The following is a 16,879-nucleotide window of genomic DNA, read 5'->3' as shown; positions in this document are numbered from 1 at the left end:
GCCGACGCACGAATGGTCATTTCGCGTCCTCGGAAAGGACACGGGATCCCTGGCCCATCAACCGAACCGCGATACCGGTCAGCACGATGAAGGCGCCCGGCCCCAAACACACCCACGGCGCGTCGCTGAGCACTGAGCGGCCGTCGTAGATGATGCTGCCCCATTCCGGTGCGGGTGGTTGCACACCTGCCCCGAGGAATGGCAGGGCGGCAATAACGCCGATCACAAGGACGGCGTCGGACAGCGCGTAGGTCAAAGTGGCGGGCAGGACGTTGGGATAGATGTGACGGCGCACGACAGTCCACCAACTCAGTCCGCTCACCTGGGCGGCCACCAGGAAGTCACGTTGGCGGATGGACAACGTCTCGCCACGTGCGATGCGCGCGTACACACTCCAACTGGTCAGGAACAGCGCGACGAGGATCCCGGGCACTCCCGCCGGCAGGAACCAGAAGGTGGTCGACTGGCCCATCACCACGGCCAGCGCCAGGATCAGGATGTTGAACGGGAATGCGAGGATCGCATCGACCGTGCGCATGACGGCCCGGTCCAACAGTGACCCGGCGACCAGTCCTGACGCGATCCCGATCAGCGTGCCCACCAATAGCGGCACGACCACACCGACGAAGGCCACGCCGAGGTCGAGCCTGCCGCCGGCCAAAGTGCGGATGAAGACGTCGCGTCCGAACGCGTCGGTGCCGAACGGGTGCGCCGCGCTCGGGCTCGACAGCGGCACCCCGACGAAATCCGTGGTCGACGTGGTGATCAGCAGCGGGCCGACCGCACATATCGCGACGATGACGCCCAGTAGGACAGCGCCGGACAGGAATAGTTGACTGACGCGTATCGAAACACGTGGTATGTGACTGGTTTTGGCGGTCTGTGCGAGGTCGGTCATGAACGTGCCCTTGGGTCGACGACAGCGTGTAAGAGATCTGCGATGAGGTTGCCGAGCAAGACGATGAGTGCGGTGATGACCGCGGCACCTTGAATGGTGGGATAGTCGCGCTGCGAAACCGCGTTGACCAACTGCGTCCCGATGCCGGGGAGGTCGAAGACGGCCTCGATCACGGCCGCTCCACCGATCAGCGTGCCGATGTTCATGCCGACCACCGAAATGGTGGGCATCAGACTGTTTGGCAGCACATGACGCAGAGCTACTCGAAGGGGGCTGTGCCCACGCAGGACGGCGGCTTCGATGAAGTCCTCGTTGATCACCTGCCGGGCACTGGTCCACACGGCGCGATGCACCAGGGCTCCCAGATAGGCACTGAGCGCCAGGGCCGGCAGCCAGGCGAATTGCGCGTTGGCGGGCCAACTTCCGGCCCACCCGCCGGCAGGCGCGATGCCCCACCGCACGGCGACGAATACCAGCATGACAAGCCCGAGCAGGAACGGTGGCGTTGCCAACGACGCGGTCGACACAACTTCGAGGCTGTTGCGGAGCAGCGCTGACTTCGACAGCGCCGCGACGAGCCCACTGAACGATCCGACGACCAGGGAGATGACGACAGTGATCGCGATGACCGAGAGGGTGACTCCCAACGGCGGTAACAGCAAGCTCTCCACCGACTGCCCGGGATGTGCGACGGACTCTCCGAAATTCCCTCGAACGACATCACCGAGGTATCTCAAGAACTGAACGAACAAGGGTTGGTCGAGTCCGAGGGACTTGTGCAGTGCCGCGACTTTGTCGGGTGATGCGTGGAAACCCAAGATTGTTCTGGCCGGGTCGCCCGGGACGAGATGTACCAGCAGAAAGCTCAGGATCACCACGATCATGGTCACGATGATCGAGTCGAAGAGCCGTTTCCCCACGGCGATCGCGATACTCCTGGCGCGACCCGCGCGCCTGGCCGATCCGCCTTCGGGGCCGCCTGATTGGCCGTCCGGAGCCTCCACTTCCACTGTCGCGCTCACAGGCCCGGACCCCGCTGGCTGGTGCCAACCCGGTAGACGCCACTGGGCGTCAAGGCCACCAGGCGCGGCGAGATTCGAGATGCCCAGGTGGTGGCGAAGTCGGTCAACGGTACGTATGGCAGATCCTGCTGAAAGGTCATGTTGATCTGATCCAGGAGCGCTTTGCGCTGACCCGGGTCGGAGGTGGCGGACAAGTCGTCGATCAACCTGGTCATCGTCGGCGAATCGTAGCCAGACCACAGCGAATTGATGCCGCCCTTGGGAGTGAGGCCGTACCGCAGCATCACCAACTCCGGCGAGTTGACGACATCCCACAGATCGTTGGACTGCAACTGGAAGTTGCCGTTCTGCTCGTTGGCAGCCAGGGTCGATGCATCGATTGTGTTGATGTTCACCTTGATTCCGATCGCGGCCAGATTCTGTTGGATGATCTGGGCGACGGTGTCATACGGAGGGAACCCGGCCTTCTGCATGATCTCCAATGTGCAGCCATCCTCACATTCCGTGCCCCGTAGCAGTTCTCTGGCTTTCGGAAGGTCTTGTGCGGTGGGGGCATTCGGATCATGACCTTCCATGCTGGAGGGCAGGAACCCGCCAAGTGGCTTGTTTCGCCCCAGGTAGGCAATGTCGTTGATCTGGTCCCGATTGATGGCCGCCGAAATAGCCTTTCGCACCTTGACGTCGCGCAGCGGCCCAGACTTGTTGTTCATCTCCAGGAAGACGCTGCCGTAGCGGCTCGCGACGTAGGCCTCGGCAGGGCGAGTCACCTGAGCAGCCAGGTTCGCAGGCAGTTGGTGGGCGATGTCGAGCTGCCCGGTCTGCAGCTGCATCAGACGCGTGTTGGCATCGACAACGACCCGGAACATGATCCTGTCGATCACCGGGGCCAATTCACTCGGGTACTCGGTGTTCTTGGTGAACGCGATCTCCGAGTTCCCCGCGCGGTCGAGACGGTACGCACCGGCGGATACGGGATTGACGAAGAAGCCGGGCGTGTCCATCCGCCCCGCCGGGTAGATGCCGAGCAGCGGTTCGGACAAGGCCAGCGGAAAGCTGGCCGCCGGGTACTTGAGGTGAAACACGACCGTGGAATCGCCGGCCGTCGTCACACGTGACAGCGGGGCGATGAGTCCGGCGTTGGCGTTCGCCTCATCGGCGAGGGCCCTGCTGAACGTCGCGACAACGTCGGCGCCCGTCAGTGGGCTACCGTCGGAGAACTTCAAGCCCGGCCGCAACTCGCATGCGTAGGACAGCCCGTCGCCTGCCGGTGTGCACTCTTTGGCCAGCGACGGTCTGACCCCACCCTCCGGGGATTGCTCGACGAGCGTGCCGGCGATCAACGACAGCGCCATGACGTCGACGTCGGCGACAGCACGGTTGGGGTCCAGGGTGCCCAACGGCGCCCCGACACCTATCGACACCGCAGAGGGTACGTCGGCCGGTAGGGCGCCGTCGACACTGGCCGTCGTGGACGCCGAATCCTGGCTCGGCGCACCGCCTCCGCACGCGGCAACCAGTGCTGCCGCGCACACGACAATCGACCACGCCAAGATCCGCGTACCACGACGCCGTCGGCCGTCAGTCATATAAATATCCTGTCATCAACTGATACTATCTCTAGTAGTGAACTACAGCACACCCGGCGTGTCAACGAAAATGTTTGGCGCACTTCGGAAACCGCCGAGACCACGCATCCTTCCCACACCTCGATCGCAGCGTGTGATACCGGCACCAACGGTTTGCGGCCACGGCGCTGGAAACTATTGCCCGGGGCCGGTTTTGGCGGTGCCGACCTGATACACCCCGGCCGGGGTGAACGCCACGACCCGTGGCGATAGGGACGATGCCCAGATGTTGGCCTGGTCGACGAGCGGGACGAACGGCAGGTCCCGAGCGAACAGCGCGTTGACCTTCGCGAGGACCTCGGCGCGCGCAGCCGGATCCGCAGCCGCCGACAGTTGACTGACCAAGGTGTTCATCTCCGGTGACGCATAGGACGAGTACAGCGCGTTGATGCCGCCCTCGCGCGTCAAACCGATTGGCAGCATCACCAATTCAGGCGCGTTCACGAGGTCGAAGAGGTTGCCGACCTCCATCTGAAAATTGCCGTTCTGCTCGTTGGTGTCTGCCGTGGCCTGATCTACCAGTTGCGTCGACACCTTGATGCCGACGTCGGCCAGGTTCTGTTGAATGATGGTGGCGATGGCGTCATAAGGTGCGAACCCGGATCGGACCATGATGCTGAGGTTGCAACCACTTTGGCAGGCCGTACCGACCAGCAATGCCTTGGCCTTCTCGAGGTCGCGGCCGGTGGGCGCACCCGAGTCATGCCCCTCCATAGAAGACGGCAGGAAGCTGCCGAGCACCTTGTTCTGTCCGAGATAGGCGATGTCGTTGATCTGTTTGCGGTCGATCGCAGCCGAAATGGCCTGCCGGACTTTGGGATCGTCGAGCGGCTTGCTCAGGTCATTGAGGTACAGGTAGACGCCACCGTACTGGGGCGTGGCGTACGCCTTCGCGGGTGGCTTCACCTGTTTGGCCAACGACGCCGACAGCTGATTCGCAATGTCAATTTGGCCCGTGTTCAGCTGCGCCAGGCGGGTATTGGTGTCGACGATGACCTTGAATTCGACGTTGGACACCACGGGCTGTAGCTCCGTGGGATAGTTGCCGTTCTTCGCGAACACCACTTCATTGGGGCTGTTGGAGACCATCACGTAGGGCCCGGCTGATACGGGGTTGTTCCAGAAGCGCGGATTGGTCGCGGCTGCGGCAGGGAATATCCCGACCGGGGCTTCGGTCAGTGCCAAGGGAAAGCTCGCGGTGGGCTGCCGCAGGGTGAACACGGCCTTGGCGGGGCCCGGCGCCGCCACCGACTGGAGGGAGTCGATGATGCCGGCGTTCGCGTTGGAGGGGTCGTGGAGGGCACGCTCGAAGGACGCGACGACATCCGCACTGGTGAGCGGGCTTCCATCGGAGAACTTCAGCCCGTCTCGCAGTGTGCAGGTGTAGTTGAGTTGCGACTTGTCGAATTCGCACCCACTCGCCAAGCCGGGCACCGCTTTTCCGCCGCTCTGAATCAGCAGTGTGCCGGAGAGCATCGCGAGTGCCATCACGTCGACTTCCTGTGTCGCGCGATTGGGGTCGATCGACACGGTCGACGCTCCCACACCGATGCGGACGGTGTCCGGTATCTCCGTCGGGAGAGCTCCGGTGGTTTCAGCGGTTCCGGCGTTCGACGCGCCTTGCTGGTCCCCGGCGCCACAGCCGGAGAGCACTGCACAACTCGCCGCCACGATCGCGACAAACCGCGCGGAAGCACGTCTCATTTGCATGATCTCATCCTGTCATCCACTCGTTCTGTTGATAGCGAAGCTGACCGGGCGGTCAACTTCATCACGTTCGACCCTGTTGTCCGTAAATCTCCTTGGACAGCAACGTGATCGACTGCACCTTGGGCGGATTGACAGAGGTGAGGGTCACGGCGCAGCGCAACTCGCCGCGACGTCCGCGTACTGTCCACTCCAAGTTTGCCGGCGACGTACTGGCGGGCTCGCAAAGCGGAAGGTGGCGATGTCTGCAATTATCGCTGAACCCGATATCCGTTGCTGCGCCTATTATCTCGGCATAACGCTGCGGTCTCGGCATGTCCACGTCGACGTTGTCGGCGAAGAGCCGATCCGCCGCGGCGTCGTCCCACCGGGCCAACAGCCTTTCGACCTCGTCGCGGGCCGCGATCGTGGCGGGCCAGATTTCGGGCCGGGTCGGCAACCTCTCGGCGGCCAGCACGTGCCGCAGTGCCGTGACTGCCGGTGTCCGCGCATATGATGCGTTCTCGAGGATGACGATTCCGAGTTGTGTCTGCGGGTGCCAAGCCATTTGGGCGCTGAAGCCGGGATAACCCCCGCGGTGCGACACCACGACTCCGCAGTCGTGAAGTTCGACCTCTAGTCCGTAGCCATAGCCGCCCGCAACGACGTGGTCTTGTGCGCGTGCCGCGTCATGTTGGTGCAGCCGCTGCATTTCCCGCCGGCTGCCCGCGGCCAAAACGTCATCACCGGTTGCTCCCCACGGATAGCCGGCCGCCAGCCAGCCACACCACACGGCGAGCTCGTTGGCGGTCATGTACAGGCCACCGATCGACGAGAACGCGCCGGGGGTGCTGACAGCGGCCCGCCGCCATTGGTTGCCGATACGGTGAAAGCCGACGGCGACACCTCCGGGAGCCGTGCACTGCGTTGCGCCGAATGCGGTGTGCGACAGCCCGAGCGGCCGGAGCAGGTTGTCGGTGACGTACTCCCGGTAGCCCATCCCGCTGGTCTGCCTGATGACCCGACCGAGCATGGCGTAGCCCAGGTTGGAGTATTCATAGCGGGTTCCTGGAGCGCTGGTGAGCGTGAAACCGCGTCGACACAGTGCGGTGAACTCATCTTCCGGCATGGACTCCTGGCGGTCCGCCCAAGGGTTGTCGCCGGCGAAGCCTCCTGACATGCTCAGTAAGGCACCGAGAGTCGCCGCCTGAGGCGCTGTCCGTGTCCCGGGTACTTCGCAGGGCCCGATGTCGATGAACTTGGCAACCGGATCGTCGAGCGAGAGCACTCCGGCATCACGGAGCTGCAGAACCGCTGCCGCGGTAAAGCTCTTGGTGCACGACGCGATACGAAATGCAGTATCGGGGCCCGGACGACGACCATCGTCCCCGGCGACACCGGCCGAACCGCTGAACGCGGGGCCGTCCGCGGTGAACACCACATACACCGCGCCAGGCACTGTCCCCGACGTCACCCGATCGCTGACCAGGCTGTGCACTGCCGACTGCGCGTCCGCCAGCATGTTCGCCCCCGGCGTTACCGTTGCGCCTCGGGCGGCAACAGGTCGACAGGCAGATTCTGAAAGGTGATCGGCCGTAGGAAACGCATGATCGCGTCGGGTCCGACGGAGGTGACAAATGGATTCGAGGTGGCGGGCAGCGGCCCACCGTGGTGTTGCCCAGTCGCGACCGCGACCCCGGTGGGCCACGAATTCCACACGAGGCGCCCCGAAATCCGGGACGCCTCACGGATCATCTCGCGCAAGAGGGTGGAATCGGCACCGGCGTGGATGGATGAGACAAGGCAGCCTTGCAGACCCACGCACAGGGCCAGTAACTGGTCGGCGTCCTCGTACTCGACGACGACACCGGCGGGGCCGAAGACTTCCTGTTCGAGCAGCGCACGGTCGTGGGTGGCCGTATGACTGCCGGCGGTGAGGACAACCGGGCGAACATGGAATCCGGCCGCGGGAACAGGTGCCTGCGACTCATGAACGGTGACACCCGGGATGGTCCGCAATTGGTCGACCTTGGCTGTGAACGCGGCTTGGATGCCGGCATGCAGCAGCGCCGCAGCGGGCCGCTGCATGATCTGCCGCGCGATTTCGGGCAGCAGGTCGAGCTGTCGGGGCACGATGAGCAGGCCCGGATTGGTGCAGAATTGGCCACCACCGAGAGTCAGCGAGTCAAGGTAGTCCGTGACGAATCCGGGGATGTCGGCGACTGCGTCAGGGAGGACGAAAACCGGGTTGACACTGCCGAATTCGCCATAGAACGGAATCGGATCAGGTCTGGCTGCGGCAAGATCGGCAAGCACGCGGCCGCCCTCGGAAGAACCAGTGAAAGCGGCTGCCCGGATCACCGGATCCTGTACCAACCGTGTTCCTTCCTCCACCCCGGAGACCAGTGCGAAGACTCCGGGGCCAACCCCTGCCGTCGACAATGCGTCGTCGATGATGCGCGCGGTGTGCAACGAGAGCTCGGGATGCGCGGGGTGAGCCTTGACGACAACTGGGCACCCTGCCGCCAACGCCGAGGCGGTATCCCCTCCAGCGACACTGAATGCGAACGGGAAGTTGCTGGCGGCATACACAGCGACGGGCCCCACGGGCAGCTGACAGCGGCGGAGTTCTGGCCCGGTCGCTTCGGCGTCGCTACGGCCGGGGACGGTCACGCCAGGTTGAACGACATGAGCGCCGTGCTCTATGACCTCGGCGAACATCCGCAGCTGCGCCGTGGTCCTGGCGACCTCGCCCATCAGTCGGGTTGTCCCAAGCCAGCTTTCGGCATCCGCGATCTCGACCAGGTGCCCCTTCTCACGATCGAGGGCTTCGGCGATGCCACGGAGCACGTCGGCGCGGCGGTAACCCGGTGTGGCAGACCAGCTGTGGCTGGCCTGTGCTGCCCGCCCCATGATTTCGCCGTGCTCGATGGGTGTTGTCTCGGCGAGGCCGCTCGCGTGCGTCGTTCCCGGCCCGTGATCGTCAGGATCTGACGTCATAGATATGCCCTCTCATCATCGCTGTTTGCAAATCGCCGTGCCCTAGCCCGCGAACCGGTGCGGCGCGATGCCACGCCCTGCTCCTGGCAAGGCCAGCACATGGCCCGCGCAGGGTTCGCCGACCTCGCCACGCGCCGTGGTGATGTACACCGTTCCGAGGTCGCCGCCCCCGAACGCCGGACACGTGGGACGGCTGACCGGAACGTCGATGACATCGCACAGCTGCCCGTCCGGCGGGTACCTGTGCAACCGACCGCCATCCCAAATGGCCACCCACACGTTGCCCGCCTCATCGACTGTCAGGCCGTCGAGGTATCCGAGCGCGGGGTCGATCCTCGCGAACTCCTTGCGTTCTCCGAGACGGCCACTGGCTGCGTCATAGTCGAAGACATACATCACGGGGCGACCGGAATCGACGAAGTACATGCTTCGGCCGTCGGGCGACCATCCAATGCCGTTGGCCTCGGTGAGGTCTCCGAGCAGACGTCGCACCCTGCCGTCGGCGTCGACAGAGAACAACTCTCCCAATCCGTCGGCTTCGCCCCCGGTCGTGCCCACCAGTAGCCGCCCGGCGGGATCGCATGAGCCGTCGTTGAACCTGACGGCCGCGGTGTCGATCGGCAATTCGATCGGGGCGCGGTCGGCCCGGCCATCGCTGTCGAGCAACACGATGTGCTCGTGTGTGGCGATGGCAAGCCCGCCACACGCACGTAGCAGCGACACCCCGATGGGCGCACCGTCCGGCGCGGTCCAGACGACGGTGTCGTGGCCCAAATCGCTGCAGTGCACTGTGCCTGCCGCGCAGTCGGTCCAGAACAGTCGTTGCCGCCGAACGTCCCACAACGGATGCTCCCCCAGCTCCGCCGCGGCCGGCACCGCAACATGCCACGGTGGATTGGCCTGCGAGGTGGGGTGTTTGACCGCCACGGTCACCGCACGGGAATGCCAAGGTCGGCGGCAGCACCGACGGTCTGCCTGAAACCACCACCACAACGGTCCGCCCACTCCAGCGCCACACCGGCTCGGCGCACTTTCTCCCGGGCGATGGCGGATGCCTGGTCGACGATGTGTAAACCACTCGGGTACAGCCCGACCGAATTCCGGAGACCGAATTTCGCGTACAGGGGCCTGCTCACCCGCACCAGGTCGGCGAGTTGTTCGCCCCGCACGATTCCGCCCATCGAGTCGGGAGCCTCCACATAAAGATCGAGCGGTGCTGTCGTGATGGCACGCATCTCGGCGAGTTCGTGGATCGACATGTCTGTCGGGAGATTCACCGTGGTGGCGCCAAGGCGCTCCAGCAGTGCCAGGGACGCCGGATTAGACGGCGCGCACAGGACCGAACCCTTCCACACCACATCACGGGGGATCGCGCCGGCTCGCTGGGCACCGACCAGAACGTCGAGCAGTCCGAGATCCGCGATCAAGAAGCTCCGAATGCCGCACTCGACCGAACGGAACACATCCTCGACGGCGTAGCGTAGCTGCCTCAAACCCCGGACCGACCCGTGCATGGCGCCTCCGTCGTCGGCGCGTGACATCGCCGCTATCCCCCATTCCTCGCGGGGCCCGACGAACAGGCACACCTCTATCGCCCGATCGGCCCCGATATGCGCCATCTCGGTCTGCTCGGCGACACTCAACGTCATCGCCCCGCTGCCCTGTGAGACTCGGTTGACAGTCACGCCGCGCAGGTCCGCCTCGTCGAGTAGGGCTCGCAACACCTGCGGCCCCTCGACAGATGGAATTTCGACGCGGAAATCGGCGCCGTCGCTGAAACGTCGAGTGCTCTGCGCAGGCATCAGTTCGGCAGGTATGCCCGATTCGCTCAGAATCGCGTCGGCGCGCAATGTGGTCTCAATGCCGGCTTGCGAGACACGTTGATTCACAGGTCAACTCAGCCTTCCTGGTGAACGGGGTTGAGGTCGGACTCGCCACGCAGACTGATTCCGCCGTCGACCGAGATCAGCTGGCCGGTGATCCACGATGCGTCGGGGGATAGCAGCATGCGCACGGCTGCCCCGATATCAGAGGGATAACCGATGCGGCCGAGCGGCGTACGCCGGACGATCTCCCGCATCTCGTCCTCGTCCTCGAGGGCCTCATGGGTCATCGGAGTGTCGGTCTCGCCGGGAGCCACGACATTGACGCGGATTTGGTGCTCGCCGAGTTCGGACGCCGCAGTCTTTCCCAGCATCGTCACGGCCGCCTTCGATGCGCAGTACTGACTGATACTGCGGCACGGCCAGAATGCGTTGTTCGACGCGATCAGAATGGCCGCTCCGCCACCGCCTGCAGCGACGCGGTTGCGAGCAAAGGCCCGCAGCACGCGCACCGAACCCATCAGGTTGATGTCCATGACGGTGTTCCAGTCCTCATCGGTGGAATCGATGAGGTACTCGCCGGCGCAGATTCCCGCAGAGTTGACCAGGGCGACGGCGCCCTGGTGCGAATTCGCCCAAGCGTCAACAGCAGCGGTGTCCCGTACGTCGAGGATCGTCCCCACCGCACCCAATTCCGAGGCGACGTGTTCCACAGCGGGATCACGGTCGGCCAAGGCCACCTGCCACCCTGCCTCGACGAGGGCCTGCGCACTGGCGCGGCCAATCCCGGAGGCGGCGCCGGTGACGAGGGCAAGTCGGTCGGCCATGTATGTGAACTCCTTCGGCTAAATTTGTACGACAAAGAGATACTATATGATGATGATAGTGAAAGCTACTGTGACTACTAAGCGAAGCTGAGGAAGCCTTGACAGCACAATTACCGAGCGATGCCGACATCGCCCACGTCGGCACCGACACGCTGTTCAAAGGACTGCCCGACAACGCTTCTCACCTCAATGCGGCGCCAGTGAGCGTGCTGGCCAGCGGGTTCATGTGGCCCGTCGCAGTGATCCACGATTGCGCATTGCGGGGCAACGCCGAGCTGATGGCCGAGGTCTGCAAACGCTTCGGGATCGAGCATGCACCGCACCTGAAGACCGCGATGTCGCCGGAGCTCGCGCAACTGCAGGCGTCCCATGGGGCATGGGGATTCACGGTCGGGTCGCCGTCGCAGCTGCGCCACGCGCGGGCCTGGGGCACCCGCCGACTCGTATTGGCCACGGAGTCACTGGATACCGAGTTCCTGCGGTGGATACGCGGCCAGCTCGAGGACGATCCGCAGTTCGAGTTCTATCTGTTCACCGACTCCGTGGCCGGAGCCGAGGTGGCCGGACGACATCTGGCCGGAGTCGGAAGCCAAGTCGGAATACTCATCGAGATCGGCCATCCGGGCGGCCGAGCGGGTGTGCGTGACGCCGAGTCGGCGCACACGGTCGCGCGCGCTGCGGCCGACGCGGGACTGTCCGTTGCCGGCGTCGCGGGATATGAAGGGACACTTGGCGCGCAGCGGACGACTGAAGTCGAAACCGCGGTGACGGCCTACCTTCGCCGATTACGCGCAGTCACCGAAGAACTGGATGCAGCCGGCATGCTTGATTGCGACCGTGATTCCTTTGTCGTCAGCTGTGGCGGGAGCACGTTCTTCGATCTTGTGGCCGAAGAACTCAGCCACGGCTGGGCGCTGACGCGACCGGTCACGACCGTGCTGCGCAGTGGTTGCTACCTGCTGCATGATCACGACTTCTACGCCTCGAGTTCACCCAGCTTCTCGTGGAGTAGAGGCCTGCGGCCGGCGTTGGAGGTTTGGGCCCAGGTGATTTCGCGCCCCGAAGCACAGCTGGCCATCCTCAATGCTGGACGCCGTGACATCGGCTTCGACCTGGGACTGCCGATCCCACTACGCGTCATCGATCCCCATTCAGGTACCGAGCGCACCGCGTCGGGCACCATCACAGAACTCAACGACCAACACGCCTACCTGGAGATACCCCCCGACTTTCGCCTTTCGGTCGGTGATGTTGTCGCACTGGGCCTTTCACATCCCTGTACCACCATGGACAAATGGCGGGCCCTGCCCGTCATCGACGCCGAGAACCGCGTCGTCAGGTACGTGCACACGTACTTCTAACCCCACCGAGAGGATCATTCATGGACATCATCAGCACCCCGCTCGCACCTCGCCCCGCCGGCGCGTACGGGCAGGCCGTTGTCGCGTCAGGTTTCGTCTTCACTGCAGGCATGGCTCCCGTCGATCCGCAGACAGGCGAAGTCATCGGCACTGGCATCGGCGAGCAGACTCGACGCACTCTGGACAACTTGCAGGCCGTGCTGAAAGCCGCCGGTTCGGACCTCGACAGAATCGTCAAGGTCACGGTCCACCTCGAAGACGTCGAACGGGATTGGGCGGAATTCGATTCCGTCTTCGGTGAGCGCTTCGGCGCTCATCGCCCGGCGCGTACGACGGTGGGCTCGCGCCTCGGCGACATCCTGGTCGAGATCGACGCCATCGCTCTGGCCCCGTAGCGGCACTGCGCTTCACCGGCCCCGGCAACAGTCTCTCTGAGCTACCGTTGCCGGGGCTTTTTGGTCGTCCGCCAGTCCGGCCGCCAGCGGTCGTCGACCGCTTCGAGTTGCTCCTCGCTCAGCGCGCGACGCAGCGTTGTCCCGATCGACCAATCCAAATGCCGCGCCATTTCACGTCGAGCCGCCGCCACGTCCCTTTTACGCAACGCCTTGGCGATGGTCAGGTGCGCGTCGTGCACATCGCGGACCTCACTCAGGTCCAGTTGGTCCACAGCCCAGGTGGGGACCAGTTCGCGTCGGATGTCCGCGACAAGCCGTGCCAGGACCAAGTTGCCAGAGCCGTCAGCGATGGCTCCGTGGAACTCCAGATCCTCAGCGACCCTGCGACGTAGGTCTAGCGGCCCGTCCTCGTCGTCAGCCTCGTCATGCATGCGCTGCGCGAGGCTCACGATGTGGTCGAGCTGCTCGTCGCTTGCGCGCGCCGCGCACATCTCGGTGGCCGCAATCTCGACCAGACGCCGCACCTCGTAGAGGTCGGCAGCCAACGAGCCTGCCAATTGCTCTCGTGAGATAGCCTGCTGCACAAGGTCTTCCAGGAAGCGCCAGTCCTTGGCGGGCGCGACCGTCGACTTGCGGCCGTGTTTGACGTCGATCAGCCCGGCGGCGGACAACGCCTGCAGTACTTCGCGGCCGACCGTGCGTGACACCGCGAACTTCTGCGCGATCACTTCAGCAGGAGGCACGATGTCGCCCTCTTGCAGCCGGCCGGACACGATGTCGCGCGCCATCCTGCGGGCCACCCGCTCGTGCAATCGTTCCTGCTCTATGGCTTCATCGTCCCAGGAAATCGACATTTACCCCTCCGGACCGGTCATTCCGAGCCCAGCCAACAGATAGTATGAGTGTATGTTCTGCAGTGATTATTCTAACCTAGCCTCAGACGTCGCCCTCGTCACGGGATCCAGCGGCGGAATCGGCTCTGCCATCGTCACAGAGCTCAAGGGACTCGGAATGACGGTCGTCGGCGTTGACAACACCGGCACTGAGTTGGGCGCTGAAGACCATCTGATCACCGCAGACCTCGTCGCGGCAGACATGGATGAGCTGGTGGACGAAGCCGAGGCAGCGTGCGGCAAGCCATTCGACGTGCTCGTCAACTGCGCCGGAGTCAGCGTCGATACCCCTGCAGAGGACCTGAGGCGTCCCGAGATCGAGCGAGTGCTCGCGGTCAACCTCGTGGCCCCCATCGAACTCTCAATTGCCGTGGGGCGGCGCATGCTTGAGCACGGATACGGCCGCATCGTGAACATCACATCAATACACGGGCGCGCCGGAGCAATCGGCTGCCTGCCCTATGACGCGTCAAAGGCCGGCCTCGACAATGCAACTCGCACGATGGCCGCAGAATGGTCGCGCCGCGGCGTACTCGTCAACGCAGTGGCGCCCGGCTTCGTCCGCACGGCCATGTGCACCGACGAGCGCCTGGCACAACCATGGTTCACCGACGGCTACGTTTCCAGCGGTCGTCTGCCGCTGGGCCGGGCCGCCACTCCGGATGAGATCGCTCGGCCAGTCGCCTGGCTCGCCAGCCGCCAGAACACCTACATCACCGGCCAAGTTGTCTACGCCGACGGAGGCCTGTACAGCACCTTTTAGTGGTGCCGTCACGCGTGTTTCAGCGGTTTCGCACGCCCACCCCGAGCACGTCGCGTAGATAGCTGATGCTCTCCTCGCACGCTCGGATCTCTTTCTTGCGGGCGATTTCGATCGGATCACTCCCCTGCTCGAACTCGACCTCGAATGTGACTCGGCGCAGTCGAGTCGAGCGTTCTCGCAAGGTGTCGAGCACCTTGACGCAGTCGATGTCGCCCTGGCCGATGGGCGCACCGATCCAGTGCGTGCCGTTGGGGTCGACGACGAGCTTGTTGTCGCAGAAGTGAACGCAGTTGGCGTAGGGAGCCATCTTTTCGATGCAGGCTTCCGGGCCTTCGAGGACCACGAACGAATTGATGGTGTCGACGCACGTCCCGACTGCCGGGTGATCCAACTGCCGCACCAGCCAAACCACTTCGTCCGCGTAGGTGTCGCAATGGTTTTCGATCGCGATCTGCAGACCGAGCTCATCGAGGAGCTCAAGGTTGGCCTTGAACTCCGCCAGGCGATTTTCCAGCTGTCGCATGACGTCGGGGTGAAAACACGTCCCGTACAACGGCCGCGGCCGGTCGATGTCCAGGCTGAACTTGACGAGATCGGCACCCATCGCCTTCGCGTTGCGAAGCGCGTCGGCCACAGTGGAATTGACGCGCGGATCCGACGGCGCGTCGAACGACACGTTGTATTCGAGGTAGAGGCCGTGCGCCTCGGCCGCGGCCTTCACCTCCGCCAGACGCGTCTCGTCGAGCGACTCGAGATCGACGTTGGTGATGTGCAGACCGTCGAGTTGCCATTCCACGGCCAGGTCCATCAGCTGCAGCAGGTCGATGGATTTCTCGAACGCATGCGCATGGTCGAATCCCCAGCTCTCACCGAGCCCGCTGAGATGCAGCGAGTAGGTGTGCATGCCGAGTTGGTAGCGCGGCGTGGTCTCGGACATTCGGCGGTTCCCTTCTCGCTCAGGCGACACGCTTGACGGCGGACGCGGGCTTGCTGTTCACGGCACAGGATTCTCCCAAGGTCAGGTCGCGGGTCTCGGGCGCCCACATGATCGACACGCCGGCGCCGATGAAGGTGACCACCGCACCGACGATCATCGTGGCTCCGGTACCGAGGTGCGCCAGCGACACCGGCACCAGGTACGTGCCCACCGCCGCACCGATGCGGCTCAACGACGACGCCAGCCCGACGGCTGATCCGCGGATTTCGGTGGGAAACAACTCGTTTGGATAGATCCACTGCAGGATCTGCGTGCCACCGATGGTCACGGCATAGCCGGCGAAGAGCGCCAACACAATCCACGCCGAAGCGTTCGGGAATAGACCGAGCAGGAGCAACGCCAGGCCGGCCCACGCGAAGCTGTGGATGATCAGCGTCCGGCGTCCCATGCGGTTGACCAAGACCAGGCCGACGATGCAGCCGACCAGGAACATCAAGGTGATGAACGCCGAACCGTAGTTGGCCAGGGCGCCGGTCAGACCAAGGGCTCCGAGGATTTTCGGGCCGAATGCGTAGACGGCGAACAGCGGCACGATCGAGCACGTCCAGAAGATCGTGATGAAGACCATCCGCTTGCCGTAACCACCTCTGATCAACGCACCGATGCGAAGGTTCTCCGATACCTCCTCGGGCAGGTCCTCCACGGAGGCTCCCGGCCCGAAGACCTTCACCAGTACCGCGTTCGCTTCGTCGACACGGCCCTTCTTGAGCAGCCAGCGAGGGGATTCGGGAGTGCCCAGCCGGGCCAGCACGATGAGGATGGCCGGTACGGCGGGGCTGGCCAGCATCCAGCGCCACCCGCCGTCGAAGTGGACCAGGATCTCACCGACGATATACGCGGCGACCGCGCCGACGAACCACATGGCGACGAACGCGCCGAGCAGAGGGCCTCGCCATTTACGTGGCGAGAATTCGGCCAGCAGCGATGTGGCGATCGGGTAATCCGCACCGACGGCCATGCCGATCAGCAGCCGCAGCACGACCAGCCAGAGCACGTCTCCGACAAAGAACTGCGCGATGGAGCAGGCGATGATCAGCGCCAGATCGATGGTGAACAGGACCTGACGGCCGAACTTGTCGGTGAGCCATCCACCCACAAAGGCACCCAGGAAGATACCGATCAGCGCCGATGCGCCTACCAGGCCCTCCTGGGCCGTGGACATGTTGAATGCGGGGCTGATCTGGACCAGCGCGACACCGATGATGGACAGCACATAGCCGTCGAGGAACGGGCCGCCCGACGCGTAGAGCGCGAGTCGCTTGTGAAACGCCGACAACGGCGCGTCGTCGAGTGGGTGAGCGGCGGTCATCACCGGGCCTCCTTGACGGTGTCCTGCGAGCAGAGGATGGCGGCGTGCGCGGGGGCCGGCGTCAAATCCGGCGGGACGACCCGATTTGCAGTGGTCATGTGATTCCTTCGCGGTGATGGCGACCATCGGCTGGGGAGGATGTGATGCCTGCCACTCTAAATGTGATCACAGATCACCGTCAAGATTAGATCTGTGATCACTCAAAATTTTGTCGGTGTTCGAGCGTGACCGCGGTGGCGATTCATCGGTGTGGCCGTGCGTGCACAGCAACGACGGCGGG

Annotated in this window: 15 protein-coding genes; 3 read left to right on the top strand and 12 right to left on the bottom strand. The window is 64.1% G+C overall.

Annotated features, from left to right (window positions below):
* Nucleotides 1–16 precede the first annotated feature (16 nt).
* From BST13_RS02080 to BST13_RS02040, 9 genes are all read right to left on the bottom strand, one after another.
* Nucleotides 17–898: an ABC transporter permease gene (locus BST13_RS02080; RefSeq protein ID WP_083160160.1), complete on the bottom strand. Its 882-nt coding sequence runs from the start codon at nt 896–898 to the stop codon at nt 17–19.
* Nucleotides 895–1,818 carry an ABC transporter permease gene (locus tag BST13_RS02075; RefSeq protein ID WP_142282707.1) on the bottom strand — a complete coding sequence of 308 codons (924 nt, stop codon included), beginning with the start codon at nt 1,816–1,818 and terminating at the stop codon, nt 895–897. The genes BST13_RS02080 and BST13_RS02075 overlap by 4 nt, the downstream gene beginning before the upstream one ends.
* A gap of 98 nt (nt 1,819–1,916) precedes the next feature.
* Nucleotides 1,917–3,506: an ABC transporter substrate-binding protein gene (locus BST13_RS02070; protein ID WP_083160156.1), complete on the bottom strand. Its 1,590-nt coding sequence runs from the start codon at nt 3,504–3,506 to the stop codon at nt 1,917–1,919.
* A 174-nt stretch (nt 3,507–3,680) separates the two neighbouring features.
* A complete protein-coding gene (locus tag BST13_RS02065; RefSeq protein ID WP_158087089.1) occupies nt 3,681–5,249 on the bottom strand; it encodes an ABC transporter substrate-binding protein in 1,569 nt (522 codons plus the stop codon).
* 67 nt (nt 5,250–5,316) lie between these two features.
* The gene (locus BST13_RS02060; RefSeq protein WP_083160152.1) at nt 5,317–6,753 is read right to left on the bottom strand and encodes a serine hydrolase domain-containing protein; all 1,437 of its coding nucleotides are present in this window, start codon (nt 6,751–6,753) and stop codon (nt 5,317–5,319) included.
* A 14-nt stretch (nt 6,754–6,767) separates the two neighbouring features.
* Complete coding sequence (locus BST13_RS02055; RefSeq protein ID WP_083160150.1) at nt 6,768–8,231, bottom strand: aldehyde dehydrogenase family protein; 1,464 nt, start codon at nt 8,229–8,231, stop codon at nt 6,768–6,770.
* Nucleotides 8,232–8,273: 42 nt separating this feature from the next.
* A complete protein-coding gene (locus tag BST13_RS02050; protein ID WP_158087088.1) occupies nt 8,274–9,158 on the bottom strand; it encodes an SMP-30/gluconolactonase/LRE family protein in 885 nt (294 codons plus the stop codon).
* Nucleotides 9,159–9,160: 2 nt separating this feature from the next.
* Entirely contained in the window at nt 9,161–10,120 is a 960-nt protein-coding gene (locus BST13_RS02045; protein WP_211295988.1) for a hypothetical protein, read from the bottom strand.
* An 8-nt stretch (nt 10,121–10,128) separates the two neighbouring features.
* Entirely contained in the window at nt 10,129–10,881 is a 753-nt protein-coding gene (locus tag BST13_RS02040; protein ID WP_083160147.1) for an SDR family NAD(P)-dependent oxidoreductase, read from the bottom strand.
* Nucleotides 10,882–10,979: 98 nt separating this feature from the next.
* On the opposite strand from BST13_RS02040, the gene BST13_RS02035 reads away from it, so the two are divergent.
* Nucleotides 10,980–12,242: an alanine racemase gene (locus BST13_RS02035; RefSeq protein ID WP_083160145.1), complete on the top strand. Its 1,263-nt coding sequence runs from the start codon at nt 10,980–10,982 to the stop codon at nt 12,240–12,242.
* A 20-nt stretch (nt 12,243–12,262) separates the two neighbouring features.
* On the top strand, nt 12,263–12,637 hold the full coding sequence (locus tag BST13_RS02030; protein ID WP_083160143.1) for a Rid family detoxifying hydrolase: 375 nt from the start codon (nt 12,263–12,265) through the stop codon (nt 12,635–12,637).
* Nucleotides 12,638–12,678: 41 nt separating this feature from the next.
* Here BST13_RS02030 and BST13_RS02025 read toward each other — a convergent pair whose 3' ends face one another.
* Complete coding sequence (locus BST13_RS02025) at nt 12,679–13,491, bottom strand: FadR/GntR family transcriptional regulator (RefSeq protein WP_083160141.1); 813 nt, start codon at nt 13,489–13,491, stop codon at nt 12,679–12,681.
* A 52-nt stretch (nt 13,492–13,543) separates the two neighbouring features.
* On the opposite strand from BST13_RS02025, the gene BST13_RS02020 reads away from it, so the two are divergent.
* Nucleotides 13,544–14,293: an SDR family NAD(P)-dependent oxidoreductase gene (locus BST13_RS02020; protein ID WP_083160139.1), complete on the top strand. Its 750-nt coding sequence runs from the start codon at nt 13,544–13,546 to the stop codon at nt 14,291–14,293.
* Nucleotides 14,294–14,312: 19 nt separating this feature from the next.
* Here the strand turns inward: BST13_RS02020 and BST13_RS02015 are convergent, their stop codons facing one another.
* Nucleotides 14,313–15,230, bottom strand: coding sequence for a sugar phosphate isomerase/epimerase family protein (locus BST13_RS02015; RefSeq protein WP_083160137.1), 918 nt, complete (start codon nt 15,228–15,230; stop codon nt 14,313–14,315).
* 19 nt (nt 15,231–15,249) lie between these two features.
* A complete protein-coding gene (locus BST13_RS02010) occupies nt 15,250–16,599 on the bottom strand; it encodes an MFS transporter (RefSeq protein ID WP_083160135.1) in 1,350 nt (449 codons plus the stop codon).
* Nucleotides 16,600–16,879: the final 280 nt, after the last annotated feature.

Origin of the sequence: Mycobacterium aquaticum, assembly GCF_002086485.1 — a bacterium.
GTDB lineage: Bacteria > Actinomycetota > Actinomycetes > Mycobacteriales > Mycobacteriaceae > Mycobacterium > Mycobacterium aquaticum.
Note: the sequence above shows the minus strand (reverse complement) of the source record. Positions and strands in the feature narration are given on the sequence as shown.

Excerpts from the sequence above, each read along its gene's own strand:
- BST13_RS02065 (WP_158087089.1), bottom strand. The coding sequence starts at position 5,249 with ATGAGACGTGCTTCCGCGCGGTTTGTCGCGATCGTGGCGGCGAGTTGT.
- BST13_RS02070 (WP_083160156.1), bottom strand. The coding sequence starts at position 3,506 with ATGACTGACGGCCGACGGCGTCGTGGTACGCGGATCTTGGCGTGGTCG.
- BST13_RS02080 (WP_083160160.1), bottom strand. The coding sequence starts at position 898 with ATGACCGACCTCGCACAGACCGCCAAAACCAGTCACATACCACGTGTT.
- BST13_RS02040 (WP_083160147.1), bottom strand. The coding sequence starts at position 10,881 with ATGGCCGACCGACTTGCCCTCGTCACCGGCGCCGCCTCCGGGATTGGC.
- BST13_RS02060 (WP_083160152.1), bottom strand. The coding sequence starts at position 6,753 with ATGCTGGCGGACGCGCAGTCGGCAGTGCACAGCCTGGTCAGCGATCGG.
- BST13_RS02010 (WP_083160135.1), bottom strand. The coding sequence starts at position 16,599 with ATGACCGCCGCTCACCCACTCGACGACGCGCCGTTGTCGGCGTTTCAC.
- BST13_RS02020 (WP_083160139.1), top strand. The coding sequence starts at position 13,544 with ATGTTCTGCAGTGATTATTCTAACCTAGCCTCAGACGTCGCCCTCGTC.
- BST13_RS02055 (WP_083160150.1), bottom strand. The coding sequence starts at position 8,231 with ATGACGTCAGATCCTGACGATCACGGGCCGGGAACGACGCACGCGAGC.
- BST13_RS02015 (WP_083160137.1), bottom strand. The coding sequence starts at position 15,230 with ATGTCCGAGACCACGCCGCGCTACCAACTCGGCATGCACACCTACTCG.
- BST13_RS02030 (WP_083160143.1), top strand. The coding sequence starts at position 12,263 with ATGGACATCATCAGCACCCCGCTCGCACCTCGCCCCGCCGGCGCGTAC.
- BST13_RS02025 (WP_083160141.1), bottom strand. The coding sequence starts at position 13,491 with ATGTCGATTTCCTGGGACGATGAAGCCATAGAGCAGGAACGATTGCAC.